We start from the raw sequence: 26469 nt of genomic DNA, 5'->3' as shown, positions 1-26469 counted from the left end.
CTTCTAAACGATACGCTGAAATAGAGCTGGGGGGCGATGAATCAAATTGCTTAAAAAAGCCTCTTATTATGGCATTTTAAGCACTCGATTACAAGGGTTTTCCCGACTTAATTATGAAATTGGGCTTGAATGCCTGTTCTTCTTGGGTTGGTGATTCAAGTATTGCTGGTTTGTATCTCTAATTCAAATATCGCAATAGCCACTCAGTCATTTTTCCATATGGAGGGCGCGCTGTTATGGTTCCTTTCAGGAAGCTTAGACCCAAGAAGCCGCGCACTTCAAGGATGGACTTTTGATGACTGAAAGTATCAAAGCCTGCTTTACCGTGATAGCTGCCCATACCACTGGGGCCAATACCGCCAAAAGGTAAATCTTCAATAGCGATATGTAAGAGAGTGTCGTTCACAGTGACTCCGCCAGAACGCGTTTCATCTAAGACGCGTTTCATATTCTTTTTATCCTTACCAAACCAATATAGAGCTAGTGGGTTTGGTTTGTTATTTACATAAGCAATCGCAGCAGAAGTATCAGGAATAGTCACGATCGGCAGAATTGGACCAAAGATTTCTTCATGAAGGACTCGCGCCTCTTGTGGAACATTGATCAATGCAATGGGCTCGAATGGCCTTGCGCCAGCACCAGGATTATTCAGCAAGGGAATCACTTTTGCCCCACGATCCAACGCATCACTAACTAAGTGTTGCCAGTATTCCAGCTGTCTTCCATCAATTGGCCCAGTTAATTCTTCTGGTTTGCTAAATTGAATTTGCGCTGCTGCTTGCAACTCTTTGACGAACGCCTCCTGAATACTTGGTTCAAGCAAAACATAGTCTGGAGCAATACAGGTTTGTCCACCGTTGAGTAACTTGCCATACACAATCGAGGCGGCAGCATCTTCGAGTTTTGCGCTCTTATCAATAATCACAGGTGTTGTGCCGCCTAGCTCTAGGGTAACTGGCGTGAGATTTTCTGCTGCGGCACGCATCACTTTTTTACCGATTGCTCCTGAGCCAGTAAAAAAGAGATGGTTAAAAGGCAGGGCTGCAAATTGTTCGGCAACTTCTGGTCCACCAGTAGTGACGCAGAACTCTGTTGGGTGAAAATACTCTTGAATCAAACTTGCGATAAATCCTGAGGTGCGCAAACTACGTTCAGAGGGCTTGAGCCAAACACGATTGCCAGCGGCAAAAGCAGCAATCGCAGGAATGAGCGCCAATTGAACTGGATAGTTCCAGGGACTCAGAATGCCAACTACTCCAAGGGATTGACTTTCAACCCATGCTTGAGATGCGCCCATGTGAAATGGGGTCTCCCTTTGGTCGGGTTTCATCCATTCTTTGAGGTGCTTCCGGGTGTACTTGCATGCCTGATAAATCATCTGGCATTCGGCAAGTCGTGTCTCTACTGGATGGCGAACGCCAAAATCAGCGATAAGGGCTTTACAGATTTTTTCTTCGTTTGCTGCAATCATTTTTTCAATGCGAGCAATTCGATCCAGCCTCACTTCGAGTGTAGGGTTTGGTTCTGCAGCATAGGCTGCTTTTATTTCATCGAGCTGGATAGTAAAGCGATTCATAGGGTATTAATTGTTGGCAGGCATTTGAATAAGGCATTAGGATAAAGCCATGGAAACAAATTTAGATAAAAATAAGCCTGTTTTAGAGCGCGCCACCTTGGGTGGAGGATGTTTTTGGTGTCTTGAAGCGGTTTACCAGCAAATTTCTGGGGTTCGGTCTGTAGTTTCAGGTTATGCCGGTGGTGCAAGACCTGATCCGACCTATGAGGCAGTCTGCACCGGCGTGTCTGGACATGCAGAAATTGTCGATATTTTGTTTGATCCACAAATAATTTCATTTCGGGACTTGCTAGAAATCTTTTTCGTAATTCATGATCCGACTACATTGAACTATCAGGGCAATGATCATGGGACGCAATATCGATCTGTGATTTTTACTCATAGCCAAGAGCAATCTCAGATTGCGCAAGAGGTGGTGAGAGAGCTAGAGGATTCTAAAATCTACTCTAATCCGGTTGTAACGCAGATTGAAGCTGCGCCAATAATTTACCCAGCAGAAGACTATCACCAGAATTATTTTCAGCAGCACCCCAATCAGGGCTATTGCATGGCAGTGGTTGCCCCCAAACTTGCTAAATTTAGAGCGAAATTCAAATCGCTGATAGCGCCCCAGTACTCCTGAGCAACGTCACTAAGGCGCCAGGCGATTTACCTGCCACTCAGTTCCCTCTAGTTTGTAATGCATGCGGTCATGCAGTCTAGATGGGCGCCCCTGCCAGAATTCAATCTCAGTTGGGCTTAGGCGGTATCCACCCCAATGCTCTGGGCGTGGAGGCACATCCCCAAACTCAGCTTTAAAGCGTTCTTCAGCTTTTTCTAGGAATTCACGATTAGGGATGGCGGCGCTCTGAGGTGAGGCCCAGGCACCGATTCTGGAAGCGGCTGGACGCGAATGGAAATACTCATCGCTTTCAGCTGCGCTAACCCGCTCTACAACACCCTGAATACGCACTTGTCGCTCTAATTCATGCCAATGAAAGAGTAGGGCTGCCTGTGGACGTATTGCTAGATCACGACCTTTTTGACTCTCGTAATTGGTAAAAAAGGTAAAGCCATTTTGATCCGCACCTTTTAGTAAGACAATACGTGCTGATGGATTTCCAGCTTGGTCTGCTGTTGCCAGGGTCATGGAGTTAGGTTCTGGGCACTCCGCCTTTATGGCTTGATCAAACCAAAGCTTGAAAAGCTCTAGAGGGTCATGAGGAACCTCGGTCTCTGACAGTTGACCAAAGGTATAGTTTTTGCGAAGTTGTGCAATGGGATCCATTTATTCAGTATAAAGAGAAGCTATGGCAGAAGACAAGGTAGAGGGCAGCTTAGAAAATCGACGTTTTGGCGGGGTTTCACGACTCTATGGGCCAGAGCTGCGCGAGCGCTTTCTGAATGCAACGGTAGTGGTGGCTGGTCTGGGAGGTGTTGGTTCTTGGGCGGCGGAGGCTTTGGCTCGCACCGGCATTGGACATCTTGTTCTAATTGATTTTGATCATATTGCCGAGAGCAATACCAATCGACAGTTGCATGCTTTAGAGGGTCAGTATGGCAAAGCAAAAGTTGAGGCGATGACGCAACGTATTTTGCAAATCAATCCAGAGATAAAGCTAACTGCATATGATGAATTCTTGGAGCCAGAAAATCTCGATCAATTCATTCCAGAAAATGCTTTGGTATTAGATGCCACTGATTCAGTGCAAACCAAAATTGCCTTATCGGTATGGGCTGTCAAAAATAATCGAGCTCTTGTAATGTGTGGTGCCGCTGGCGGGAAGTCAGATCCAACATCAGTTCGTTGTGATGATCTATCTCGCACAGAACAAGATGCTTTGTTGGCGAAGGTTCGTCAAGGGCTGAGACAGGATCATGGCTTTTCTAGAAATCTCAAGAAAAAAATTGGCATTCGCGCAATCTACTCGCATGAACCGCGGGCTGGTGCTTCCAGCGGAGGTCTAGCCTGCTCGGGGTATGGTTCTACCGTGATGGTAACTGCTGCCTGTGGACTTGCTGCTGCTGCAGAAATTCTGAATCTCATCTCCACACAGCAAGCCTTTCTTAGCAAAGCACCATAAATCCTTAAGGGGATTCCCTGTAGGAAGTTACTGATTCTTTTGCAGTCGGAAATAATTTATTTCAATCCTTGCATTGATTTAAAAGGCATTTCATTTTCCCCCCTGCATAGATTTATTCATTTAATTACTTTAGTAATTTTTCTCCTCTAGTGCTCACCCTCAGTCCTCCCTAGACTTTGCTCCGTTGGTATATCGCCAACGACAATTCGAAAGGAGGTCTCTCTTGCAGACTGAACATACTGGCTTAAAACGCCATCTCAAGGTAAGGCATATTCGTTTGATGGCCTTAGGCTCAACGATAGGTGTGGGATTATTTCTGGGGTCAGCAAGCGCGATTCAGATTGCGGGCCCATCTATCCTTCTAGGTTATTTGCTCGCAGGCATTGTCGCCTTCATTGTCTTGCGTACTCTTGGTGAGATGGCGGTTCATGAGCCTGTAGCGGGCTCTTTTGCGGCATACGCCAATACCTATGTAGGCCCCTTGGCAGGTTATATGGTGGGTTGGGGGTATTGGACCTACTGGATCGTAGTTGGTATCGCTGAAGTTACTGCCGTTGGTATTTATATGGGAATTTGGTTTCCTGAAACGCCACAGTGGATCTGGGCACTTTCATCGATTGTGATGATGGGCTTTATCAATCTGATTGCTGTAAAGGTATTTGGTGAGTTTGAGTTTTGGTTTGCCTTGATTAAGGTGGTAGCGATCGTTGCAATGATTGCACTAGGATTCTCGGTCATCTTATTTGGCTTTACGAATGATTGGCAACCGATTGGCCTGAGTAATTTATGGCAACACGGAGGCTTCTTTCCCAATGGCATTAGCGGGATGTTGCTGTCATTGCAAATGGTCTTGTTTGCCTATGTGGGTATAGAGATGATTGGCTTGTCCGCGGGTGAGGCCGAGAACCCACAAAAGACTATTCCCATGGCAATTGATTCTTTAGCATGGCGCATTTTGATTTTCTATATGGGTGCGATCCTAGTAATCTTGGCGATCTTCCCTTGGAATCAAGTGGGTCAGCAAGGCAGTCCTTTTGTAGTGATGTTCGAGCGACTGGGTTTGCGAGAGGCAGCAGGCTTGATTAACTTTGTAGTGATCACAGCAGCACTCTCGTCTTGTAATGCTGGGATCTTTAGTGGTGGACGTTTGCTGTACTCATTGTCGTCCAACGGATATGCTCCTAAATCTTTTGCAAAGCTCTCAAAGTATGGGGTTCCTCATCGGGCTGTCATGACTACGGTCGGGGTCTGCATGTCAGGCGTTGTATTGAACTACTTTGTTCCCGATAAAGCCTTTCAATACATGATGGCTGCAGTGACTTTTATTGGTTTGATGGTGTGGATCGCAATTCTCATTACGCAAATCCAGTTCCGACGCTCATTAAATAAAACCCAAGTGGCTGAGTTGGCCTATCGCGCACCTTGGTGGCCGTATTCCTCGTGGTTTGCTCTGGCATTTATTGCTTTGGTAGTTGTGCTGATGGGCTTTCATGAGGATGCACGGATCGCCTTAATAGTGGGGCCGTGTTTATTGGGCGTGTATCTCGTGATGTTTTATATCGTGGGTTTACATCGCAAAACAGCAATCAAGCGTGACTTTAAATAATAGGAGATAGCAATGATTATTGGCGTACCTCAAGAGGTAAAAAATAATGAGTTTCGAGTAGGCTTAACGCCGGGTAATGTCAGCGGGCTTTGTAAGCAAGGCCACTCTATCCTTGTCCAGCGAGGTGCTGGTGAGCAAATTGGCTTAAGTGATGAGGCCTATCGACTTGCTGGTGCTAGCTTAATCAACAGTGCAGCAGAAGTGTTTCAAAAGGCAGAGATGATTGTGAAGGTTAAGGAGCCTCAAGCGCAAGAGTGTGCCATGCTAAAAGAAGATCAAATTCTGTTTACTTATTTGCATCTGGCGCCAGACCCCAAACAAACTAAGGCTTTACTGCAATCAGGAGCGACTTGTATTGCCTATGAAACTGTCACTGCCATGAATGGTGCTCTGCCGCTATTGGCTCCCATGAGTGAAGTGGCTGGTCGGATGTCGATTCAAGCTGCTGCAACACATCTTGAGAAAACGAATGGCGGCCTGGGAGTTTTGATGGCGGGCGTTCCAGGCGTTTCGCCAGCAAAGATTGTGATTTTGGGAGCCGGTGTAGTGGGTCGCAATGCTTTGCAGATAGCGGTGGGCATGGGTGCAGATGTTTGTATCTTTGATCGGGATATCGAGCGCTTACGTCAAGTTGATATGTTTTATGGCAATCGGGTCAGAACGTTTTACTCGGATAGTTTGCTGATTGAGCAAGAGGTGAGTGAGGCTGATGTTGTGATTGGTGCGGTTTTGCTTCCAGGCGCCGCCGCTCCTAAGCTAGTAACTCATGACATGATTAGAAAAATGAAGTCCGGCTCTGTAGTGGTAGATGTAGCCATTGATCAAGGTGGTTGCTTTGAAACATCTAAACCTACAACTCATGCAGACCCGACATTTTTAGTGGACGGTGTTCTGCATTATTGTGTTGCCAATATGCCGGGAGCGGTTGCGAGAACCTCAACCTTTGCTTTAACCAATGCTACTTATCCATTTGTGGAGGCATTGGCAAATCGCGGGGTGATGAGGGCATTATCGATTGACCATCATTTGCGTAATGGCTTGAGCGTGCATAAAGGGGTGCTGACTTCAAAACCCGTAGCAGTGGCACAAGGCTTGGACTACGCAATACCAGAGGAGTTTTTGACGGCATAGCGATCTATTTTCAAAATGGTTGGGTCCAGTGAGTGCGGGGATTTAAACTATCACCAATACGCAAGAAATTGCTTAACTCACTGGATCTAATCGATTGATAGACTTTTCAGCCTTAACCCTCTCTGCTGGAGTGGTTGCTTTAGCGGAGATGGGGGATAAAACCCAATTACTTTCCTTGATGCTTGCTGCTCGCTATCCTAAGCAAGCCTTAGCCATCATTGCGGGCATCTTTATTGCTACGATTGCAAATCATGCCTGTGCTGCCTTACTGGGGCATTGGCTAACCACTTTGGTGTCACCTGATGTGATGCGTTGGATTCTGGGCTTAAGCTTTTTGGGGATTGGTTTGTGGTTATTGGTGCCAGATCATATTGACGATGCTGCCGGGTCTAAGGTGGCTGATAAAGCCCTTCAAGTATTTCTGCTGACCGTGGGCTTATTCTTTTTGGCCGAGATGGGTGACAAGACGCAAATAGCGACCATCGCTTTAGGAGCTCGTTATGAGGACGTGGTCTCGGTAACTATAGGCACCACATTGGGGATGATGTTGGCAAATGCTCCTGCAGTCTGGATTGGCCAGAAGTTCACTAAGCGTATGCCCATTAAGTGGGTGCATGCGGTTGCGGCGATTACCTTTATTGCTATTGGCATAGCCACCTTGATATGGGCTTAAGTTAGAAGGTCGCCCAGTCTTGCGGCCTAGACTTAAAATAGGCTCATGAAAACTGATCTCCCACAGAGCTTTCGCCGGCTCGAATACCGCCCGCCTGTATATAACTTCGACCAAGTCGAGCTAGATATTGCTTTAGATCCCGCGCGAACGATTGTGAAGAGTCGGATTGAGGTTTTGCCAGGCAAAAGCTTTGAGCCAGGAGCCCCCTTGGTTTTAGTCGGGCACGAACTCGAATTTGTGAGCCTGCGCATCAATGGTGAAGCTCATCGCCAGTTTGAATTAACTCCTGAAACGCTCACGATTCATTCTTTGCCAAAAGAAGGTAAAGAAAAGTTTGTTCTGGAAATCATTTGCGTTTGCGTTCCTGAGAAAAATACTACGCTGATGGGTTTGTATGTTTCTAATGGAAACTTCTTCACACAATGTGAAGCAGAAGGTTTCAGAAAGATTACCTATTTCTTGGATCGTCCAGATGTGATGGCACGCTTCAAAGTAACTCTACGAGCCCGTGAAGCAGAGTGCCCAGTCTTGTTATCCAATGGCAATCTACTCAATACTGAAAAGCTTCCAAACGGCTGGCATAGCGCAACCTGGGAAGATCCATTTCCCAAGCCATCCTACTTATTTGCTTTGGTGGCTGGTAAGTTGGAATGTATTGAAGAGACCATTACAACTAGCAGTGGTGCTCAGAAGTTGCTGCAGATCTGGGTTGAACCTCATGATCTGAAGAAGACTCGCCATGCGATGGACTCCCTCATTGCTTCTATTCATTGGGATGAAAAGCGCTTTGGCTTGGAGTTAGATTTAGAGCGCTTCATGATTGTGGCGGTGAGTGATTTCAATATGGGTGCGATGGAGAACAAGGGCTTGAATATTTTTAATACCAAGTTTGTTCTTGCTCAACCAGAAACTGCTACTGATGCTGACTTTGCCAATATTGAAAGTGTGGTTGCTCATGAATACTTCCATAACTGGACCGGTAACCGCGTTACTTGTCAGGATTGGTTTCAGCTATCACTCAAAGAAGGTTTAACCGTCTTTAGAGATCAAGAATTCTCGGCTGATCAAATGGGTAGCGAGTCTGGTAGGGCAGTAAAGCGCATTGAAGATGTCCGATTGCTACGTCAGCTTCAGTTTCCAGAAGATGCCGGTCCAATGGCACATCCAATCCGCCCTGATGAGTACCAAGAAATTAATAACTTCTATACCGTTACCGTGTATGAGAAGGGTTCCGAAGTCGTTAGGATGTATCAAACCTTATTGGGCAAAGAGGGCTTTCGTAAAGGGATGGATCTCTATTTCAAGCGCCATGATGGTCAAGCAGTGACCTGCGACGATTTTTTAGCGGCAATGGCTGACGCCAACGGTAGAGACCTTACTCAGTTTAAGAATTGGTACAGCCAGGCAGGTACCCCAAGAGTTAAGGTGCAGGAGAGTTACGATGCCGCCAAAAAACAGTATCAATTGACGCTGACTCAAAGTTGCGCACCAAGTCCTGGCCAGCCAGAGAAGAAACCTTTTCATATTCCGCTGGAAATACGTTTGCTGACAAAAGCGAATAACCAAGTGGAAAAATTGTTAGAACTTACGCAAGAGACTCAAACTTGGACTTTTGACAATATAGAAGAGCGCCCAGTTCTTTCGATTAATCGAAACTTCTCAGCACCAATCAATTTAGATTTTGAGCAGTCTGAAGCAGATCTTCTCACGTTGTTCTCGAGTGACGATGATGCATTTAATCGTTGGGAAGCCGGTCAGAAGTTGGCAATGCAAATGATTTTGAATAACCGTCTGCCCGACGCGCAATTGATTGAGGCCTATCGCAATATCTTGCTAGATCCCAAATTAGACCCAGCTTTCAAGGACCTAGCTTTAACATTGCCAGCAGAATCCTATTTGTATGAGCAATGCACGAGCGTTGATCCACAGCAAATTTTTAGTGCGCGACGTGCTTTCCGAAAAGAGATCGCCAAGCAACTCCAGCTCGAATGGGCAGCTTTGTATCAACAAATGCAGACCCCTGGTCCATTTAAATCTGATGGAGTAGACGCAGGTAAACGTGCCCTTAAAAATTTAGCATTGAGTATGTTGCTTGATGCGGCTCCTTCAGTATGGGCTCCAATGGCCACCAATCAATATCAGACTGCCGACAATATGACCGATCGCTACGCAGCGTTGTCTGCATTAGTAGTACATGGTGCAACATCGGCCAAAGATTGCCTGATTGATTTTTATAATCGATTTGCAAATGATGCTCTTGTAATTGATAAGTGGTTTGGATTGCAATCGAGCCGTCCACCAGTAGATGGGCTTGAGTCTACGTTGGTTGAAGTGAAGAAACTGCGTGAACACCCGGCGTTTAAGTTAAATAACCCAAATCGAGTGCGTAGCGTTATTCATTCTTTCTGCGCTAACAATCCTGCTAGTTTTCATCAGGCCGATGGTAGTGGTTACGAGTTCTGGGCGGATAGCGTCTTAGCGCTGGATCCAATCAACCCTCAGGTAGCAGCTCGCCTGGCTAGGGCCTTGGATCGCTGGCGTTTGTTTGCTCAACCCTATCAAGATCGCATGAAAGCGGCTCTGGAGAGGGTTTCATCATGCCAAACACTCTCTCCGGATACGAGAGAGGTGATAGGAAAGGCATTGGGAAATTAAATTTAGCGTGGGATGTCCTTCATTTCAGGCGTCATCCCTCCTAGGGCTACTAGTTTTTTAGTGGCCTGCAATCTAACAAGGGTCGCAATTGCCTCATTAATCATGTCGTTAGGGCTTAGCTGTGGGTCTAAATACTGCATGGCATCTCTGATCAATTCGTCATCCACATTAACTATCATTACTAAACCCCCCGTTTTAAAGTGCGTAATTTCACATTCATAAGACATAAATTATGACGGCAACCAAGAACAGGGCAAAATAGACCTTAATTTCAATAGAGCTTTGGAGAATTACCTTTGTCCTCAAGTACTCATATCAATTTCAAGCAATATTTGGTTTCTGCAAAGCCAGCGGGTGCTGCTATACCTATTGGTTTGCAAGAATTACTCACTGCAGTAGTCGACACCTGCTCAACCTTAAGTCATGAAGTAGCGCAGGGTGCCTTGATTGGATTGCTCGGTTCCGCGGGAACCGGTAACGTGCAGGGTGAAGTTCAGCAAAAACTCGACATCATTGCAAATGATTTATTGATTGATGGAGTGAAGGGCTGTAAATCACTTGCTGGTTTAGCTTCCGAAGAAATGGAGTTGCCTGTTCCAGTTCAAGGTACTGGTGATTACTTGCTATTGTTTGATCCGCTCGATGGCTCATCCAATATTGATGTGAACGTTTCCATTGGAACGATTTTTTCAGTTCTGAAGAAGCAGGACCCAAATGCTTCCTTACAGACTTCTGACTTTTTATTATCAGGACGCCATCAGGTTGCAGCGGGTTATGTGGTGTATGGACCGCAAACCACGATGGCTTTGACCTTGGGTGACGGGGTGGTGATGTTTACACTGAATAAAGTGACTGGTGAGTTTTTGCTAATCAAGGATTCAGTGAAAATTGCCCATTCCACCAAAGAGTTCGCAATCAATATGTCCAATATGCGTCACTGGGCTGATCCAGTGCGTCGCTATGTTGATGAGTGCCTTGCTGGCGTGAGTGGGGCGCGCGAAAAGGATTTCAATATGCGCTGGATTGCGTCGATGGTGGCTGATGTACACCGTGTTTTATCTCGTGGCGGTGTCTTTATGTACCCATGGGATCAGCGTGAGCCTCATAAGCCAGGTAAGTTACGCTTAATGTACGAAGCAAATCCCATGAGCTTTTTAGTAGAGCAGGCGGGTGGCGCATCTACGAACGGTACAGATTTAATTATGGATTTGCAGCCAACCGATCTGCATGAGCGTGTTTCGGTGATGTTGGGATCCAAGGAAGAGATTGATCGTATTCAGCACTATCACTCCTAAATATGCCAGATTTATAAATAAAAAACCCAATCAAGTGATTGGGTTTTTTATTGTTCATGCAATGATGATTAAGGCCTTACTTGTTGCTTAAGATAGGCAAGTGATTCTTCAACTTGATCAATCAGAATGAGGCAGATATCACCAGCAGCAAGATCATCAAGAGCGGCATCAATTGCTTTGAATTCACCATGAATCTCTTTGATCTGCTTGGCCTTGGTGGCCCCAACTAAACCTTCTTGCAAGAGTTTTAAGACTTCTCCATCTTCGCGGCCGCGTTGACAGGCATCCTGATAGAGGATGACATTATCAAAAGAATTGCCAAGTATGCGAGTCAGATCACGGATATCTTCATCGCGACGATCGCCTGCACCACTAATCACTACATGGCTCTTACTTGGCTTCATCGCATCTATTGCGCTTGCTAGAGCGCGCATAGCGTCGGGATTGTGACCGTAGTCAGCAATGACTGTAGCGCCCTTATGCTGAAACTGATTAAAGCGACCTGGAACTGAATTCGGATCACTTTCAAAGCTATTTAGACCGCGAGCGATCTTTTCAGCATCAAGACCTAAGGCCCAGGCTGCACCAATAGCGGCCATTGCATTTTCTATTTGGAATCCTAGAACACCATTTTGCGTCAAAGGAATCTCGCTTACCGGGAAGCGATACATGACACGCGAGCCCTTAGAGGCAACGATGTAAGTGCCGTCAAAGTAAATTACTTTTTTATTCTTGGCGCGATGGGCGGCAATCACTGGGTGATGTTGGTTCTGGGCAAAAAAGATTACCCGACCAGAGCATTTGTCACCCATCTTCACCACTATAGGATCTGCTGCGTTTAATACTGCAGCGCCAGTAGGGGCAACGTTTTGCACAATGACGCGCTTCAGAATAGCCAAGTCTTCAACGCTTGTAATGTAATTGAGGCCTAAATGATCACCTTCGCCAATATTGGTTACGACAGCGACTTCGCAGCGATCAAAACCAAGGCCTTCGCGCAACATGCCACCGCGTGCTGTTTCAAGAACGGCCGCATCCACATCTGGGTGCATCAATACATTGCGGGCACTCTTGGGGCCGCTGCAATCACCGGTATCGATGAGGCGATGATTAATGTACACACCATCGGTACCAGTCATACCAACGCGTAGACCAGTTTCATTTAATAAATGGGAGATCAGGCGCACAGTGGTCGTTTTGCCATTGGTGCCTGTAACCGCAACTACAGGAATTCTTCCGTCTTCACCCAGCGGGAACATCATATTGATGATGTCTTCGCCTACAGGGCGCCCTTTGCCGTAAGAAGGCTTTAAATGCATACGCAATCCAGGTGCTGCGTTCACCTCAACAATGCCGCCACCTTGTTGCTCTAATGGTTTGTAGATAGATTCACAGAGGATGTCTACGCCAGCAATATCAAGACCAATCATCTGCGCGGCTGCAACAGCACTCGCTGCTACATCAGGATGAACATCATCTGTTACATCGGTTGCAGTACCGCCAGTGCTGAGATTGGCATTGTTACGCAAGAGAACGCGTTCACCGGTTTTGGGAACGTACTGCGGTGTTAGGCCATTGCTTGCCAAGTGCGCAAGGGCAATATCATCAAAGCGAATCTTGGTTAACGCCGTTGCATGCCCATCGCCACGCAATGGGTTTTTATTCTCAATTTCAACAAGCTGAGCGACAGTATTGGTGCCATCCCCAACTACTTGAGCAGGTTCACGACGTGCTGCTGCTGAAAGTCGATTGCCAACTACGAGCAAGCGGTAGTCGGCGCCAGGAAGGTAGCGCTCAACAATGGTTTCACGGCCAAAAGCCTGGGTTACGATAAAACCAGCACGAACCTCTTCTTCAGTTTCAATATTGGCTACAACACCTTTGCCTTGATTGCCATCTTTAGGCTTGAGGACAATAGGGCCGCCAATTTTTTGAGCGGCACGCCAAGCGTCGTCAGCGGTAGTAACAACCTCGCCAATAGGTACGGATACACCTGCTGCAGCGAGGAGATTTTTCGTGAGCTCTTTATCCTGCGCAATCGCTTCAGCAATCGCGCTGGTATTACTCGTTTCTGCTGCCTGAATTCGTTTCTGTTTACTACCCCAGCCAAACTGGACCATGCTACCTTCAGTCATTCTGCGGAAGGGGATATTGCGCTGGACAGCAGCGTCGACGATCGAGCCTGTACTCGGTCCAAGACGAACATCTTCATAAAGCGCTTCTAATTCTGATAATGCGGCGGCAAGATCAAACGGTGCGTCATTAAGGGTGGCTTGAATTAATGCAAAAGCAAAGTCAAACGCCATACGACCTACAACTTCTTCGATGTATTCCACTACAACTTGATAGACACCAACATCGATCGTTGGTACTGTACGACTAAAGGTAACGGGGCAACCTGCTTGGGCCTGAAGTCCGAGGGCCGCATGCTCAAGGGCATGGGCCAGTGACAGTACTTCATTGTGGCCGCCGCGACGCATGCTTCCTAGTTGCGGAAAGCGTTCCCGAATCTTGGTTTCAAATTGGGGGATAGAGTCGATGGAGCGTTCTGACTCATCACAAGAAACAATCGCTTCTAAAGCGGTATGGCGGCTCCATAAATTTGGGCCTCGCAACATGCGAATACGGGTAATTTCCAATTAAGCCCCTGTAGCGGTAGTGGCATCAGGCACGAATGTTTCTGCGCCTGCTTCGATAACATTAAACGGAATATCTAGAGCCCAGGCAGCAGCAATTGCCGCCCCTAAATTCATAGTCTTCCAAGGAGAAGTGCTGTTGGCTTCTGAGTGGCGTGGCACAGGGATCGATTTCTGATCCAGCTTGCCAGACTTCAGAGTAATTTGTTGTTTGCCGATAGCAACTGCACGTCCGCCATTGAGCAAGTGATTTTTGATAACCTCAGAGTCGGGATTTGCGCTAAAGAAAATTACCTGACCATCGCAAAGCTCGGCCATTTGCACGCACATTGGATCATCAGCATTGAGTACAGCAACACCGGTTGGAAGCACTACATCTACTTGAGTGCGCACAACACTAAAGACTTGATCTTCATCGTAAATCGCATACTGCGGGAAGTTTGCCTGCGGATCAACATTCAGCACGACGCCAACTTGGCATCGATCGTAAGCTAAGCCTTCAATCAACATCGATAGGTGATTGTTCTCAATCACCACCGCTTCAGCTGCGCGATTGAGAAGCGTGCGACGGGCATTCTCCCAATTGGATGAATTGGAGTTTGGAATGGCGCGGTTACCAAAAAATAGTCCCTTACTACAAGACAGTCCAACATAGACATTGGTTAAGCGCAAGAAATGGGCAATCATCTCGGCGACAGGGGTTTTGCCGTGTTCACCGCAGACACCAACTACCGGAATACGGAAATCTACCCCAGGTGGAAAAAGGTGATTCGCAATTTCTTTGCCAACAGGCTGAGGTTTGCCGCTTGCGGGTTTGAGATGCATCAGAAGCCCTGGTCCTGCATTCACTTCAACAATGGCAGCGTTTTGATCTGCTAATGGTTTGCTAATGTCCTGCGCTACTAAATCAACGCCGGCAATTTCAAGACCAACAACACGGGCAGCAAGTGCTACTTGGCTAGCAACATCAGGATGAATTAAATCAGTGACATCAAATGCCACGTTGCCGTTACTTTGAATCAGTACTTTGTGATCTATTGCAGGAACACTGTCACCTTTTAATTGTTGACGTGCCAGCTCAAGCTCTACTGCAGAATCAATGCGTACAGGATTAAGAGGGTGCTCTTCTGCGGTGCCGCGACGTGGATCAGAATTAATCTGTATTTGAATCAGTTCATGAACGGTATGTTTGCCATCACCAGTGACCCATACGGTTTCACCTTTTGCCGCAGCAACTACCTTGTTTCCTACAACTAGCAAGCGGTGCTCATCACCAACAATGTGACGCTCAACTAAAACCTCGCTACCTTCATCAATGGCAACGGCATAAGCTGCTTCAATTTCTTGTTGGGTATAAAGGTTGATGAATACACCACGACCGTGATTGCCATCAATCGGCTTCACTACCACTGGCAAGCCAATATCTTGCGCCGCTTCCCAGGCATCATCAGGGCTGGTAACGGTTCTACCCTCGGGTGTTGGAACTCCAGCGCTACGTAGCAAGCTCTTAGTTAAATCTTTATCGCGAGAAATGGTTTCAGCAATTGCGCTTGTTTGATCGGTCTCTGCTGTCCAGATGCGGCGTTGTTTAGCGCCGTAACCCAGTTGAACCAGGTTGCCTTCAGATAAACGAATCGATGGAATGCCACGCTCTTCAGCTGCATTCACAATGCATGCGGTACTTGGTCCGAGCAAGAGGTCATCACCGAGTTCGCGGAGATTTTCAATAATGGTTTGAACTTCTGCAACGCAATCTTTATTGTCTTGCGCTAAAGCAAGATATAAATCACGAGCATATTTAAGGGCGGTAAGCGTTACCTCTTCATTGATCGCGCTAACCATTACTTTGTAAACACCCCGTCTATCGCCGTCGCGGGCCTTGCCAAAGCCGCCAGGGATGCCGGCTAAGTTTTGTAACTCAAGAGTTAAGTGTTCGAGAATGTGAGCAGGCCAGGTGCCTTCTTCAACACGCTTTAAAAATCCACCAGTTTCTCCATAGCTACAGCGATGCTCAACGAGGCTTGGGAGAGCTTTGACTAAGCGGTCATAAAAGCCAGGAATGAGGTTAGATGGGTAATCCTCTAAATCACCAATATCGAGCCAAACCTCAATTACGGGATGGTAAGTCCACATATTGGGACCACGGAGATGCTTAACGCTCAGAATCTCGATGGATTTATCTAGTAATTGGGGCATATGCAGTGTTGCGATGGTCAGCGCCAGGTTTTGGCGTTGACGCGTCAGACAGTCTCTCTGTTTCTAATAGTTATTGAAAAACTCACAAATTCAGCAAAAATACACAAAAGGGCCTACTTAGACAATTTAACGGCTTTTGACCCTCTAAAGTTGACAGGAGCAATAAATCTAAAAAATTCAGCTCCACTATACTTTTAAGGTCAATGAAGCCACAAATCCTACCTTTTGCCCCCGTGCTACCGAGCTATTGGCTGGCTGTTTTGGGGGCTGAAACTTCCCCAGTAAAGAGCCCTGAAGCCCTACTAGCGTGGGTTGAGCTCGATTTAGGCCTAGATCTACGCTTTGAAAAAAGCCTGCTTTTACTCAGTGAACAAGGCTTGTTTTGGACGGACGGCAAGGTATTTGAGTCTTGGAAATTAGAGACAAATACCCATTTAATCCACGGTGATCATGCCGGAGTGGGGCATTTGCGCCTAGAAACCCCCGATAAATTGTTGAGATCCTGGAATTTCACCCTGGCGGTAAATCCCCAAGTACTTCGCCTGCAATCCAGTTTCAAGCAATTAACTCGTGGCGAGGAGCTGAGCAATGGTGAGGTCAGCGAATATGACAAGCAGGTCTGCCCAGTTTGTTTGAGTCCAAAACCAGCAAATTCTGATTCTTGCCCGACTTGTGATCCTGAAGATGATGCACCGCCATCTACTTGGACGCTATTTAAACTTTGGCGTTTTGCACGACCTTACAAGAAACAATTGTTGCTGGGTTTTGTGTTGACTCTGTTATCTACAGGCGCTACTTTAATTCCACCGTATCTCACTATGCCATTGATGGATCACGTATTAATTCCATATGAGCGTGGCAATCCTATCGATTTTCATTTGGCCAGCATGTATCTACTGGCATTGTTTGGTGCTGCAATTGTTGCTTGGGGTCTGGGTTGGTGGAAGACCTATTTACTTGCATTGGTGAGTGAGCGCATAGGTGCTGATTTACGCAACACTACTTTTGAGCATCTACTCAAACTTTCACTGGAATACTTTGGCGGCAAGAGAACAGGTGACTTGATTGCCCGCATTGGCGCTGAGACCGATCGTATTTGCGTTTTCCTCTCCTTATACGCGCTAGACTTTGCTACCGATGTGTTGATGATCACCATGACCGCGGCTATCCTGGTATCCATTGATCCTTTGCTGGCCTTGGTTACCTTGGCCCCATTGCCATTCATTGTTTGGATGATTCATGTCGTGCGCGATCGTTTGCGTTTTGGTTTTGAAAAGATTGATCGCATCTGGTCTGAAGTAACTAATATTTTGGCGGATACTATTCCAGGCATTCGGGTAGTCAAAGCATTTGCACAAGAAGATCGCGAACTCAAACGCTTCGTAGATTCCAATAAGCACAATTTACAAATCAATGATCGCGTGAATCGTGTGTGGGGCTTGTTTTCTCCAACGGTCACTTTGCTTACCGAAACGGGTTTACTAGTGGTGTGGGGTTTTGGTATATGGCAAGTTGCGCACCAGAAAATTTCTGTTGGCGTCTTAATTGCTTTCTTGGCCTATATCGGACGTTTTTATATTCGCCTAGATTCCATGAGTCGAATTGTTTCTCATACCCAGAAAGCGGCAGCTGGCGCTAAACGTATTTTTGATATTTTGGATCACGTCTCTAGCGTTCCTGAGCCTATCAATCCAGCCCCATTGGTCGAAGTCAAAGGCCGCATCTCCCTGCGTGGCGTAGGCTTCCGTTACGGTAATCGTGCTGTTTCTAAAGGCATTGACTTAGATATCGCTCCCGGAGAAATGATTGGCCTAGTAGGCCATAGTGGTTCTGGTAAGAGCACTTTGGTGAACTTGATTTGCCGCTTCTATGACGTGAGCGCGGGATCAATTTCCTTGGATGGTCGTGATATTCGCAGCATCAGAATTGCTGACTATCGCAAGCGTATTGGCTTGGTATTGCAAGAACCATTTTTATTCTTTGGCACCATTGCTGAAAACATTGCATACGGTAAGCCAGATGCAACTCGCGAAGAAATTATTGAGGCAGCACGCGCCGCTCATGCTCATGAATTTATTCTTCGCCTTCCTCTAGGTTATGACTCCCTGGTAGGGGAGCGCGGTCAATCGCTCTCTGGTGGTGAACGTCAGCGCATATCAATTGCTCGTGCATTGCTGATTAATCCAAGTATTCTGATCCTGGATGAAGCAACATCATCGGTTGATACCACTACTGAAAAAGAAATCCAGCGCGCTTTGGATAACTTGGTTAAGGGCCGCACTACGATTGCAATCGCCCACCGTCTCTCCACTCTCAGAAAAGCTGACCGCTTAGTGGTTCTAGATAAAGGTGAGATTGTGGAAATAGGCTCTCACGATCAATTGATGGAAGCCCAGGGTGCTTATTACACCTTGTATCAAGCCCAGTTACGTCATGCTGCAGAACTCGTTGAGGGCGGAGCTATTGGTGAAAGTTTAGAAGAAGTGCAAGAAGAAAAACTGGAAGAAGTGGCTAAGCATGTTGGGGGTGGAGTATGAGTCAGACTCATCAGTTAGAGCGTGATGCCTTGGGTCGTCTAGTTTTCATCGATGACAAAGGAGGGCGACACATTGGCGTTCATCCTGTCAGAGCTTTTCCAATTACTGCGCCTGTTGCGGGTATTGGCATCATGAATCAATCTGGAAAAGAGCTTTGCTGGTTTCCAGATGTCACCGCTATTTCTGAAGCAGAACTTGGATTGATCGAGGAAGAGTTGGCTGAACGCGAGTTCATGCCCATCATTGAGAAGATCACTAAGGTTTCTACGTTCGCTACTCCTAGTATTTGGGATATCGAAACGGACCGTGGCCCAACTCGAATTCGCCTCAAGGGCGAGGAAGATATTCGTCGAATTGCTGGGAATACATTGCTGATTGCCGATTCCAACGGACTGCAATTTCTCATCAAAGACTCTACGCAATTGGATAAAGTGAGCAAAAAGCTTTTAGACCGCTTCCGCTAGAATAAAAGCAGAGTTGCCGCTTTAGCTCAGTTGGTAGAGCAGTTCATTCGTAATGAAAAGGTCGCCAGTTCGATTCCGGCAAGCGGCACCAAGACAATCTTTCAGCCATCTACCATCAAAAACCTGATTTTCCGTAAAATACAGTAAATTATCATTAAAATCAATGAGTTATGGATCTATTTGTTGTTTTAGATAGCTGTTGCACCGCAATAGTATTAGGGTTATACTCTAGGTACTAACCCTTAAGGAGATTCAAATGACTGTTTTATTGAATATGATTAATCAGCTTTTTTCTGAAAGCAAACCAAGCCAAGATAAGCCTGCTCGTCACTACGATTTCGACGGCGCTTACCGCGGCATGTAATTTAAAAACTTAGAGTAAATCAAAAGCCACCTTCGGGTGGCTTTTTTGTTCTCTTTCACCGCTCTTAATTAGTGCACTTAACCTGAGATTCCACTTTGATCTGACTTATATTTCATGGGCTTATGTCGAGGGTATTCACTAGTGGGGATTTCAAGAAATCTTGATTGGTGTCAAGTATTCTCAGGTCTAAATGTTTAAAAATCATTCAACCCAAATTTTTGGGTGTGATGAGTATTTATAAAAAGTAAAAAATAGGAGATTCAGGATGAGCGGCGAGAAAACTGCAGGGCCTTTAGGAGGTCGTTGGTTTCAGCTACTAATTGGCGTCATTTGCATGTCAATGATTGCAAACTTGCAATACGGTTGGACTTTGTTTGTAAACCCAATTGATGCTAAGTTTGGTTGGGGTCGCGCAGCGATTCAAGTTGCTTTCACCATTTTCGTGTTGACTGAAACTTGGTTAGTTCCGATTGAAGGTTACCTCGTTGATAAATTTGGCCCTCGTCCAGTGGTATTTGGTGGCGGTATTTTGTGCGGTCTTGGCTGGATCATGAATTCCCATGCAGACACACTAACCATGCTTTACACGGCTGCTGCAGTTAGCGGTGTTGGCGCTGGCGCTGTTTACGGTACTTGCGTAGGTAATGCGCTTAAATGGTTCCCAGATCGTCGTGGTTTGGCTGCAGGCATTACAGCTGCGGGCTTTGGTGCGGGCTCTGCATTAACCGTAATTCCAATTGCAAAAATGATTGCTGAACAAGGCTATCAAGAAACTTTCTGGTTCTTTGGTATTGGTCAAGGTGCAATCGTTGTCTTGTTAAGTCTATTCCTGTCCAAGCCAATTAAGGGTGCTATTACTGCAGTTAAGGCTGCCGTTGCACAGACTCGTAAAGATTTCCGTCCAATGGAAATGGTTAAGCAACCAGTATTCTGGATTATGTACATCATGTTCGTGATGGTTGCTGCTGGTGGCTTGATGGCTACTGCCCAATTAGCTCCAATCGCTAAAGACTTCCAAGTTGCTGGCGTAACGGTGAGCTTGTTGGGCCTAGCATTGCCAGCCCTGACTTTTGCATTAACCATTGATCGTGTTTTAAATGGTTTGACTCGTCCATTCTTTGGTTGGGTATCAGACAAAATTGGTCGCGAACAAACAATGACTTTGTGCTTCTCTTTTGAGTGCGTAGGTATTCTTGGTTTGTACTACCTCGGTCATGACCCGGTTATGTTTGTGCTGTTAACTGGTTTAGTGTTTTTTGCATGGGGCGAGATTTACAGTTTGTTTCCATCAACCAACGCTGACACATTCGGATCAACATACGCTGCTGGTAACGCCGGCCTCCTCTATACGGCAAAGGGCACAGCTTCATTGTTGGTACCTTTATCTAGCGTATTAATGGCTGCTACAGGTGGCTGGGAAGCGGTGTTCTGGGTTGCTAGTATCTTGAACGGTACAGCTGCAATCCTGGCTTGGTTTGTATTGCGCCCAATGCGTCGCAAACTCATCGAGCGTTCTGCTTCTATGTAATCCAGGTTAAAAGCCTAAGAAAAGGGGTCTTCGGACCCCTTTTTGTTTGCCCAAAATAAAGTAAAGTTTGGCAGGATCAGTCTGAGGTGAAAATCAGATAAAATTCCCAAATCATGAATTTCCACAAAAACCGCATTATTCACTGGATTGCCGCATTTGCAATCGCGATGAGTGCGCTTGCGCCGGCAGCATCACAGGCAATTTCAGTTGCTAAGCATGGCCAAGGTTTTGCGATGGAGATTTGTTCGGTTGATGGCAGTAGCATGAAAGTCGATGTACCGGGTGATGAGCAAGATGCTGCTAATCAAGTGCAGCCATGTCCTTATTGCTTGGCGCACAGTACAATTACTCCAGCATTGAATACCAATCTTACTTTTCAAGCGCCGCAATCTTTTGCGATGCTCGCCAAGCTTTTCTATCAATCACCCAAGCCGCTCGCTGTTTGGGTAACCCCACCTTCAGCAGCCCCTCCCATAAAAGCCTAACTAATCATTAGGGCATAGCAATGCTATGTAGTTGGTAACAAAGCAGTTAATACGTTACCGTTAATTTGTGTGGAGAAGTAAATTGAAATTAAGAAAAATTGTTATTGGCGTGGCGCTTTCTGTTTCTGGGACAAGTGCATTTGCTTGTGCTAGTTGCGGCTGTAGCTTAAATACTGATATCGGTACGCAAGGAATGGGTATGACACCAGGTTGGTCCCTGGATCTGAGGTACGACTCTCTGAACCAAAATAAGTTACGTTACGGTACTAAGGGTATTTCTCAATCTCAGGCTGCCAATACAACCAATGGGGCTACTGGCGCACCTGCTGAGGTTGAGGGATATACCCAAAATAATTACATTACTGCTTCATTGGATTACAACGATGGTGAAAATTGGGGGCTTACAACCGTAGTTCCATTCATCATGCGTAATCACATGACCTTTGGATCAAACTCTAGCGATGGTGCAGGTGGATTTCCGACTGGTGAGAATGGCTACAGCTCCAAAGGTTCTGGCATTGGTGATATCAAACTCATTGGACGCTATTTTGGATTTTCTGAGCAAAAGGATTGGGGCCTACAGTTTGGTGTGAAGTTGCCAACTGGTAGTAATTCTCAAAGCGCTGCTGCAAACTCAGGTGGAACTGTAGCGGTAGATCCTGGTTTACAGCGTGGCTCTGGATCAACAGACTTAATTGGCGGTATCTATAAGTTTGGCTTTGTGAACGATTCGGAGAATTGGGGTTATTTTGCTCAAGCCCAATATCAAGCGGCAGTGATTGTGACCAATGTGCCAAACTCCTTGGTGGGCTTATCTAGCGGATCAAGTGATGCACCAACTGTATCCACCGGTGGCTCTTATCGACCCGGTAATTCACTTAATGTGAATGTTGGAGTGAACTATCAAGCCTTTGAAAAATGGGTCCCCACACTGCAACTGAATGTGATTAATAAAAGGGCGGATAGTGGAACGGCTGCAGATACTTGGGCTACGGGTGGAACGCTGGCATATCTAACGCCAGGAGTTTTGTATCGCCTGACTGAGCAAACCCAGGTCTACGCTAACTTACAGCTCCCGGTATATCAAAATGTAAATGGCATTCAACTTACACCTTCGTACATTGCCTCGATGGGCATTCGAGTGCACTTTTAATTACTGAGCTGATAAAAGCGGGGTAACCATTTCTTCTAAAAGTTTGGTATCAACTTTGGGATCCCCAGTTAAGCCGTTTTTGCGAAGAATGCCCTGCTTATCAATGATGAATGAGCTCGGAATACGCCAGATTCTGCCGTAGCCTGAGTAATTCATTTGATTTTTATCGGCAAAGATAAAGGAGTAGTTGCGCATGATTTGTTTTGCTTGTTCAATGTCCGCAGCTTTATCAACGGTAATGGCAAGCACTTCAAATCCTTTGGATTTATTTTTCTTTAGATAGGCTTCGATGGCGGGCATTTCTTCTCTGCACGGCTCACACCAGCTGGCCCAAAAGTTGACTAAGACAACTTTCCCTTTGGCGTTATTCAGCGAGAAGGGCTTGCCATCAATCAGGGTACCTTCTATATTGGGTGCAGTCTGTCCTACCTCAATTCCAGCATACACTGCGCCAGATGAGAGGCCCGTAAAAAGCGCCAAGAGGGTGAGGTGAAGGGAAAAACAAGATTTAAGCATTTCAACAAGTATTTCATGAGCATCTATTAAAGGAGTGGGTAATGATAAAGAGTAATAAAGGTTTGGTGTTTAGGTTGGCAACGGCCTGCATTGGCGCAACCGTGATTCTGAGTTCTCAGGCATTCGCTCAAGCGGTTAAGATGGACGCAGTGAGTGTTTCTGATGCTTATACGCGGGCAACAGTGCAGGGGCAGAAGGTAGCCGGCGGTTTCCTCAAGATTCAAAATAAAGGCAACACTCCTGACCAATTGGTTTCTGCAAGTTCGCCTTCAGCAGGTGATGTACAGCTTCACGAGATGGCAATGGAGGGCAATGTCATGAAGATGCGTCAGGTGAAGGATATTGCTGTGCCAGCAAATGGTTCAGTTGAGCTAAAGCCGGGTGGTTACCATTTAATGTTTCTTGATCTCAAAGGGCCCTTTGTAGCTGGCGAAACCATTCCAGTCAAGCTCAAGTTTGCCAAATCTGGAGATGTTGAGGTGAAGCTTCCCGTAAATGCAGCAGGAGCTATGAAGCATTAAGTAACCTTCTGTATGTAAATAAAAAAGCCCCTAGTTTTACTTAGGGGCTTTTTAACAAGAGCAACGAAAAAATTAGATATTTAAATCCAAATCAGTTACCGCGCCTTTGCTGGCGCTGCTTGCGAGGCTTGCATATTTTGCTAGTAAGCCACGAGTGTAACGAGGCTTAGGTTGAACCCAGGCTGCACGACGCTTCGCAATTTCTGCTTCATCCACGTTGAGTTGGATGAGCAGTTGATGGGCATCAATAGTCACTGAATCACCTTCATGGATGAGGGCAATTGTGCCGCCCACATAAGCTTCGGGAGCTACGTGACCCACAACCATACCCCATGTCCCGCCAGAGAAGCGACCATCGGTGATCAAGCCAACAGATTCGCCTAATCCTTGGCCAACAAGGGCTGAGGTAGGGGCAAGCATTTCACGCATACCAGGACCACCCTTAGGGCCTTCATAACGAATGACTACGATGTCACCATCTTTGATCTTCTGTGCCATGATGGCTGCCATTGCGTCATCTTCAGAATCAAATACGCGCGCTGGGCCAGTAATAGAAGGGTTCTTAAGACCGGTAATCTTGGCTACACAGCCTTCAGGGGAGATGTTGCCCTTCAAGATTGCCAAGTGGCCTTGTTTGTACAAAGGATTATCTAAGGTGCGAATCACTTTTTGATCAGCGCGTGGTACTGATGGAACATCCTTCAATACCTCAGCAATCGTCTTGCCGGTAATGGTCATGCAATCGCCGTGGAGTAATCCACCGTCAAGCAAAATCTTCATTACTTGTGGAATGCCGCCAGCTTGATGCAAATCAGTTGCAAGGTATGTGCCAGAGGGTTTCATATCCACAATGACCGGTACGCGTTTGCGAATGCGCTCAAAGTCATCAATTGTCCAGTCGATTTCAGCGGCGCTAGTAATGGCTAAGAAATGCAACACCGCATTAGTTGATCCACCAACCGCCATGATCACGCTGACTGCATTCTCAATTGATTTTTTGGTGATGATGTCGCGGGGACGAAGGTTGTTTTTTACAGCCTCCACTAAAACGCGTGCTGATTCAGCAGCACTCACCACTTTCTCGGCATCAACGTTAGCCATCGTAGAGGAGTAGGGCAGGCTCATGCCCAAAGCCTCAAATGAAGAGCTCATCGTATTCGCTGTGTACATGCCGCCACAAGAGCCGCTACCTGGGCAGGCGTGTTGCTCTACGCCCTTTAAATCTTCTTCACTCAAGCGACCAGATGTAAATTCACCCACGGCTTCAAATGCAGAAACAATATTCAATTCTTTGCCTTTGAAATGGCCGGGCTTAATTGTGCCGCCATAGACATAGATACCCGGCACATTGGTGCGGGCTAAAGCCATCATGCCACCAGGCATATTTTTATCGCAGCCACCAATGACCACTACGCCATCTTGCCAAAGACCATTTACACAAACTTCAATACTGTCGGCAATCACTTCACGTGAGACCAGGGAATACTTCATGCCCTCAGTACCCATGCCGATACCATCAGAAACGGTTGGCGTACCAAATACTTGGGCTTTTGCGCCAGCCTCTTCTAGGGCCTCAACCGCAGCATCAGCTAATTTTTGCAAACCACTATTGCAGGGGGTGATAGTTGAGTGTCCATTTGCGACCCCAACCATTGGCTTTACGAAATCCTTTTCTTCGTAACCCATTGCGTAATACATCGAACGATTAGGCGCGCGAGCGACCCCTTCGGTGACCATGCGCGAGCGTTCATTTAGGCGTTTCATGCTTATTACTCCAGAAAAGGGTTGTGTCGAAAGGCTCTATTGTGCCGTGAGATTGGTTTTAGGGTGTTTTAGGCTTGAGGGGCGGCTTAATCCAATTAATTTATTGCACTGCAATAAATATTGGTGAAAAGGAAATTGGAGTCTGATTTAGAAAGTCACCTACCAACCCTCTAGCTTTAGAGTGAATTTATCCTTTAATATGATGCTGCTAACTAAAAAGCATTATATTTATCAATAATTTAAAGTTATATTAATAATAAATAACAAGACAAGTCCCCTGTGATTACTAAGGCAAAAATTCCGGAGATTCGAAAAGAGGCATTTACCAAAGCTAGAGAATCCCTCGGTTTAAGTACGAAGGATTTATCAGGTTTAGCATGTCTCTCTACTCGACAAATTGAGCAGATTGAGAATGGTGAAAGCAGCAGCTTTTATGGTCCTCAAGTGAAATTCACAGCAGCCAAAAAAGTAGCTGGTCTACTAAAGCTCAAACCAGAAGATGCATTTGATTTAGGTGAGACGCTAGCATCAGATTCACAAATCAATTTACAGGGGGAGACAATTGTCCCTGTTGTAGAGAAAAAAGCGAAGTCTGAAAAAGTAAATGAAACAGAACAAGTAAAAGAAAAGCCAGAAGTTGTTTCGGTAGCAAAGGTTTTCGAACCAATGCCTGCAAGCGTCTCTGGTTATAGCGATCAAACAAAGCCTTCAGCAGACCCCAAAAAGAAAGGCATTTTGCTTTTAGCAATTGGCGCTGCAGTCATTTTCGCTGGAGTGAACTTACGACCACTCTTTTTTCCTGAACCCGTTAAAGAAGAAGTTGTCATCATTCAAGAGGTGGCGCAAGAAGCTCCGCCGACGAATGTCCCAGCAGAACCTGCGCCAGACGTTAAGCCTGCACCCGCAGTTATGGCGCAACCCGAGTTGGCAGCCATTTCGACTGAGTGCCCGCCTGCAGATGCTTCGATCCTCAATTACAAACCTGAGGCTCCTAAAAAAGCGGGTGATATGGTTTATCTACAATCTAAAATCGCTCAAACAGTTTGTGTGGTGGACGCTGCTGGTAGGACCCAAAATAAAGCTTTGGAGCCAGGTATTGGAGTGAGTGTTTTTGGTAAGCCACCATTGAAGGTGTTAACTGGCGGTTTAAATCAAGTGGACATGTATTACCAAGGCGCGAGGGTTCGCATCGGTAATACCACTGGCAAGACAATTATTTTGGAGCCAGCTGAGATTGTTCAGCCTGTGGCTCTACCAGCTACTACTGCAGACTCTCAGGTACGTTGACGCCCTGAGAGCTCAGTGG

General features: G+C 46.3%; 21 protein-coding genes and 1 tRNA gene. 15 read left to right on the top strand and 7 right to left on the bottom strand.

What is annotated here, in order from left to right; all coding sequences use genetic code 11:
* Window positions 1-178: 178 nt before the first annotated feature.
* A complete protein-coding gene (locus ICN33_RS01045; RefSeq protein ID WP_216193718.1) occupies window positions 179-1576 on the bottom strand; it encodes a coniferyl aldehyde dehydrogenase in 1398 nt (465 codons plus the stop codon).
* A 49-nt stretch (window positions 1577-1625) separates the two neighbouring features.
* Here ICN33_RS01045 and msrA point away from each other — a divergent pair, with 49 nt between their 5' ends.
* Window positions 1626-2198 (top strand): peptide-methionine (S)-S-oxide reductase MsrA, encoded by a 573-nt coding sequence (msrA, locus tag ICN33_RS01040; protein WP_216193715.1) that lies wholly within the window; start codon window positions 1626-1628, stop codon window positions 2196-2198.
* A 9-nt stretch (window positions 2199-2207) separates the two neighbouring features.
* On the opposite strand, the gene pdxH is transcribed toward msrA, so the two are convergent.
* Window positions 2208-2843, bottom strand: a complete 636-nt coding sequence (gene pdxH / locus ICN33_RS01035; RefSeq protein ID WP_216193713.1) for a pyridoxamine 5'-phosphate oxidase — start codon at window positions 2841-2843, stop codon at window positions 2208-2210.
* A 22-nt stretch (window positions 2844-2865) separates the two neighbouring features.
* On the opposite strand from pdxH, the gene ICN33_RS01030 reads away from it, so the two are divergent.
* From ICN33_RS01030 to pepN, 5 genes are all read left to right on the top strand, one after another.
* The gene (locus ICN33_RS01030; RefSeq protein ID WP_216193711.1) at window positions 2866-3639 is read left to right on the top strand and encodes a ThiF family adenylyltransferase; all 774 of its coding nucleotides are present in this window, start codon (window positions 2866-2868) and stop codon (window positions 3637-3639) included.
* A 223-nt stretch (window positions 3640-3862) separates the two neighbouring features.
* Window positions 3863-5245 carry an amino acid permease gene (locus ICN33_RS01025; protein ID WP_216193709.1) on the top strand — a complete coding sequence of 461 codons (1383 nt, stop codon included), beginning with the start codon at window positions 3863-3865 and terminating at the stop codon, window positions 5243-5245.
* Window positions 5246-5257: 12 nt separating this feature from the next.
* Window positions 5258-6376, top strand: a complete 1119-nt coding sequence (ald, locus tag ICN33_RS01020; protein WP_216193707.1) for an alanine dehydrogenase — start codon at window positions 5258-5260, stop codon at window positions 6374-6376.
* 97 nt (window positions 6377-6473) lie between these two features.
* Complete coding sequence (locus tag ICN33_RS01015) at window positions 6474-7049, top strand: TMEM165/GDT1 family protein (protein WP_216196501.1); 576 nt, start codon at window positions 6474-6476, stop codon at window positions 7047-7049.
* A 45-nt stretch (window positions 7050-7094) separates the two neighbouring features.
* A complete protein-coding gene (gene pepN / locus ICN33_RS01010) occupies window positions 7095-9704 on the top strand; it encodes an aminopeptidase N (protein ID WP_216193705.1) in 2610 nt (869 codons plus the stop codon).
* Window positions 9705-9706: 2 nt separating this feature from the next.
* Here pepN and ICN33_RS01005 read toward each other — a convergent pair whose 3' ends face one another.
* Window positions 9707-9883, bottom strand: coding sequence for a type II toxin-antitoxin system VapB family antitoxin (locus ICN33_RS01005; RefSeq protein ID WP_216193703.1), 177 nt, complete (start codon window positions 9881-9883; stop codon window positions 9707-9709).
* Window positions 9884-10000: 117 nt separating this feature from the next.
* Between ICN33_RS01005 and ICN33_RS01000 the strand changes: the two genes are divergently transcribed.
* Window positions 10001-10999 (top strand): class 1 fructose-bisphosphatase, encoded by a 999-nt coding sequence (locus ICN33_RS01000; protein ID WP_216193701.1) that lies wholly within the window; start codon window positions 10001-10003, stop codon window positions 10997-10999.
* 68 nt (window positions 11000-11067) lie between these two features.
* Here the strand turns inward: ICN33_RS01000 and cphA (ICN33_RS00995) are convergent, their stop codons facing one another.
* Both cphA (ICN33_RS00995) and cphA (ICN33_RS00990) read right to left on the bottom strand, forming a co-directional pair.
* Window positions 11068-13638: a cyanophycin synthetase gene (gene cphA / locus ICN33_RS00995; RefSeq protein ID WP_216193699.1), complete on the bottom strand. Its 2571-nt coding sequence runs from the start codon at window positions 13636-13638 to the stop codon at window positions 11068-11070.
* A complete protein-coding gene (cphA, locus tag ICN33_RS00990) occupies window positions 13639-15831 on the bottom strand; it encodes a cyanophycin synthetase (RefSeq protein ID WP_216193697.1) in 2193 nt (730 codons plus the stop codon).
* Window positions 15832-16034: 203 nt separating this feature from the next.
* On the opposite strand from cphA (ICN33_RS00990), the gene ICN33_RS00985 reads away from it, so the two are divergent.
* From ICN33_RS00985 to ICN33_RS00960, 6 genes are all read left to right on the top strand, one after another.
* Window positions 16035-18368 carry an ABC transporter ATP-binding protein gene (locus ICN33_RS00985; protein WP_216193695.1) on the top strand — a complete coding sequence of 778 codons (2334 nt, stop codon included), beginning with the start codon at window positions 16035-16037 and terminating at the stop codon, window positions 18366-18368.
* Entirely contained in the window at window positions 18365-18832 is a 468-nt protein-coding gene (locus ICN33_RS00980; protein WP_216193693.1) for a DUF1854 domain-containing protein, read from the top strand. The genes ICN33_RS00985 and ICN33_RS00980 overlap by 4 nt, the downstream gene beginning before the upstream one ends.
* A 15-nt stretch (window positions 18833-18847) precedes the next feature.
* Window positions 18848-18923: transfer RNA gene (locus tag ICN33_RS00975), tRNA-Thr, on the top strand.
* A 538-nt stretch (window positions 18924-19461) separates the two neighbouring features.
* Entirely contained in the window at window positions 19462-20724 is a 1263-nt protein-coding gene (oxlT, locus tag ICN33_RS00970) for an oxalate/formate MFS antiporter (protein ID WP_216193691.1), read from the top strand.
* A gap of 113 nt (window positions 20725-20837) precedes the next feature.
* Entirely contained in the window at window positions 20838-21209 is a 372-nt protein-coding gene (locus tag ICN33_RS00965; RefSeq protein WP_216193689.1) for a DUF2946 domain-containing protein, read from the top strand.
* An 82-nt stretch (window positions 21210-21291) separates the two neighbouring features.
* Window positions 21292-22362 carry a TonB-dependent receptor gene (locus ICN33_RS00960; protein ID WP_216193687.1) on the top strand — a complete coding sequence of 357 codons (1071 nt, stop codon included), beginning with the start codon at window positions 21292-21294 and terminating at the stop codon, window positions 22360-22362.
* On the opposite strand, the gene ICN33_RS00955 is transcribed toward ICN33_RS00960, so the two are convergent.
* Window positions 22363-22878, bottom strand: coding sequence for a peroxiredoxin (locus ICN33_RS00955; protein WP_216193685.1), 516 nt, complete (start codon window positions 22876-22878; stop codon window positions 22363-22365). It lies immediately after the preceding gene.
* Window positions 22879-22919: 41 nt separating this feature from the next.
* Between ICN33_RS00955 and ICN33_RS00950 the strand changes: the two genes are divergently transcribed.
* Window positions 22920-23399 (top strand): copper chaperone PCu(A)C, encoded by a 480-nt coding sequence (locus tag ICN33_RS00950; protein ID WP_216193683.1) that lies wholly within the window; start codon window positions 22920-22922, stop codon window positions 23397-23399.
* 72 nt (window positions 23400-23471) lie between these two features.
* On the opposite strand, the gene ilvD is transcribed toward ICN33_RS00950, so the two are convergent.
* Entirely contained in the window at window positions 23472-25163 is a 1692-nt protein-coding gene (gene ilvD, locus ICN33_RS00945) for a dihydroxy-acid dehydratase (RefSeq protein ID WP_216193681.1), read from the bottom strand.
* Window positions 25164-25442: 279 nt separating this feature from the next.
* On the opposite strand from ilvD, the gene ICN33_RS00940 reads away from it, so the two are divergent.
* Complete coding sequence (locus ICN33_RS00940; protein WP_216193680.1) at window positions 25443-26450, top strand: helix-turn-helix transcriptional regulator; 1008 nt, start codon at window positions 25443-25445, stop codon at window positions 26448-26450.
* The last annotated feature ends 19 nt before the right edge of the window (window positions 26451-26469 follow it).

It is taken from the genome of Polynucleobacter sp. UB-Tiil-W10 (assembly GCF_018881605.1).
Taxonomy (GTDB): domain Bacteria; phylum Pseudomonadota; class Gammaproteobacteria; order Burkholderiales; family Burkholderiaceae; genus Polynucleobacter.
This window is presented reverse-complemented; position numbering and strand designations above follow the sequence as displayed.

Bases quoted from the DNA above. Each gene is read 5' to 3' on its own strand.
- oxlT (WP_216193691.1), top strand. From the start codon at position 19,462: ATGAGCGGCGAGAAAACTGCAGGGCCTTTAGGAGGTCGTTGGTTTCAG.
- ICN33_RS00985 (WP_216193695.1), top strand. From the start codon at position 16,035: ATGAAGCCACAAATCCTACCTTTTGCCCCCGTGCTACCGAGCTATTGG.
- ICN33_RS00980 (WP_216193693.1), top strand. From the start codon at position 18,365: ATGAGTCAGACTCATCAGTTAGAGCGTGATGCCTTGGGTCGTCTAGTT.
- cphA (WP_216193697.1), bottom strand. From the start codon at position 15,831: ATGCCCCAATTACTAGATAAATCCATCGAGATTCTGAGCGTTAAGCAT.
- ICN33_RS00950 (WP_216193683.1), top strand. From the start codon at position 22,920: ATGATAAAGAGTAATAAAGGTTTGGTGTTTAGGTTGGCAACGGCCTGC.
- ICN33_RS01045 (WP_216193718.1), bottom strand. From the start codon at position 1,576: ATGAATCGCTTTACTATCCAGCTCGATGAAATAAAAGCAGCCTATGCT.
- ICN33_RS00955 (WP_216193685.1), bottom strand. From the start codon at position 22,878: ATGCTTAAATCTTGTTTTTCCCTTCACCTCACCCTCTTGGCGCTTTTT.
- ald (WP_216193707.1), top strand. From the start codon at position 5,258: ATGATTATTGGCGTACCTCAAGAGGTAAAAAATAATGAGTTTCGAGTA.
- pepN (WP_216193705.1), top strand. From the start codon at position 7,095: ATGAAAACTGATCTCCCACAGAGCTTTCGCCGGCTCGAATACCGCCCG.
- ilvD (WP_216193681.1), bottom strand. From the start codon at position 25,163: ATGAAACGCCTAAATGAACGCTCGCGCATGGTCACCGAAGGGGTCGCT.
- ICN33_RS00965 (WP_216193689.1), top strand. From the start codon at position 20,838: ATGAATTTCCACAAAAACCGCATTATTCACTGGATTGCCGCATTTGCA.
- pdxH (WP_216193713.1), bottom strand. From the start codon at position 2,843: ATGGATCCCATTGCACAACTTCGCAAAAACTATACCTTTGGTCAACTG.
- msrA (WP_216193715.1), top strand. From the start codon at position 1,626: ATGGAAACAAATTTAGATAAAAATAAGCCTGTTTTAGAGCGCGCCACC.
- ICN33_RS01005 (WP_216193703.1), bottom strand. From the start codon at position 9,883: ATGATAGTTAATGTGGATGACGAATTGATCAGAGATGCCATGCAGTAT.
- ICN33_RS01030 (WP_216193711.1), top strand. From the start codon at position 2,866: ATGGCAGAAGACAAGGTAGAGGGCAGCTTAGAAAATCGACGTTTTGGC.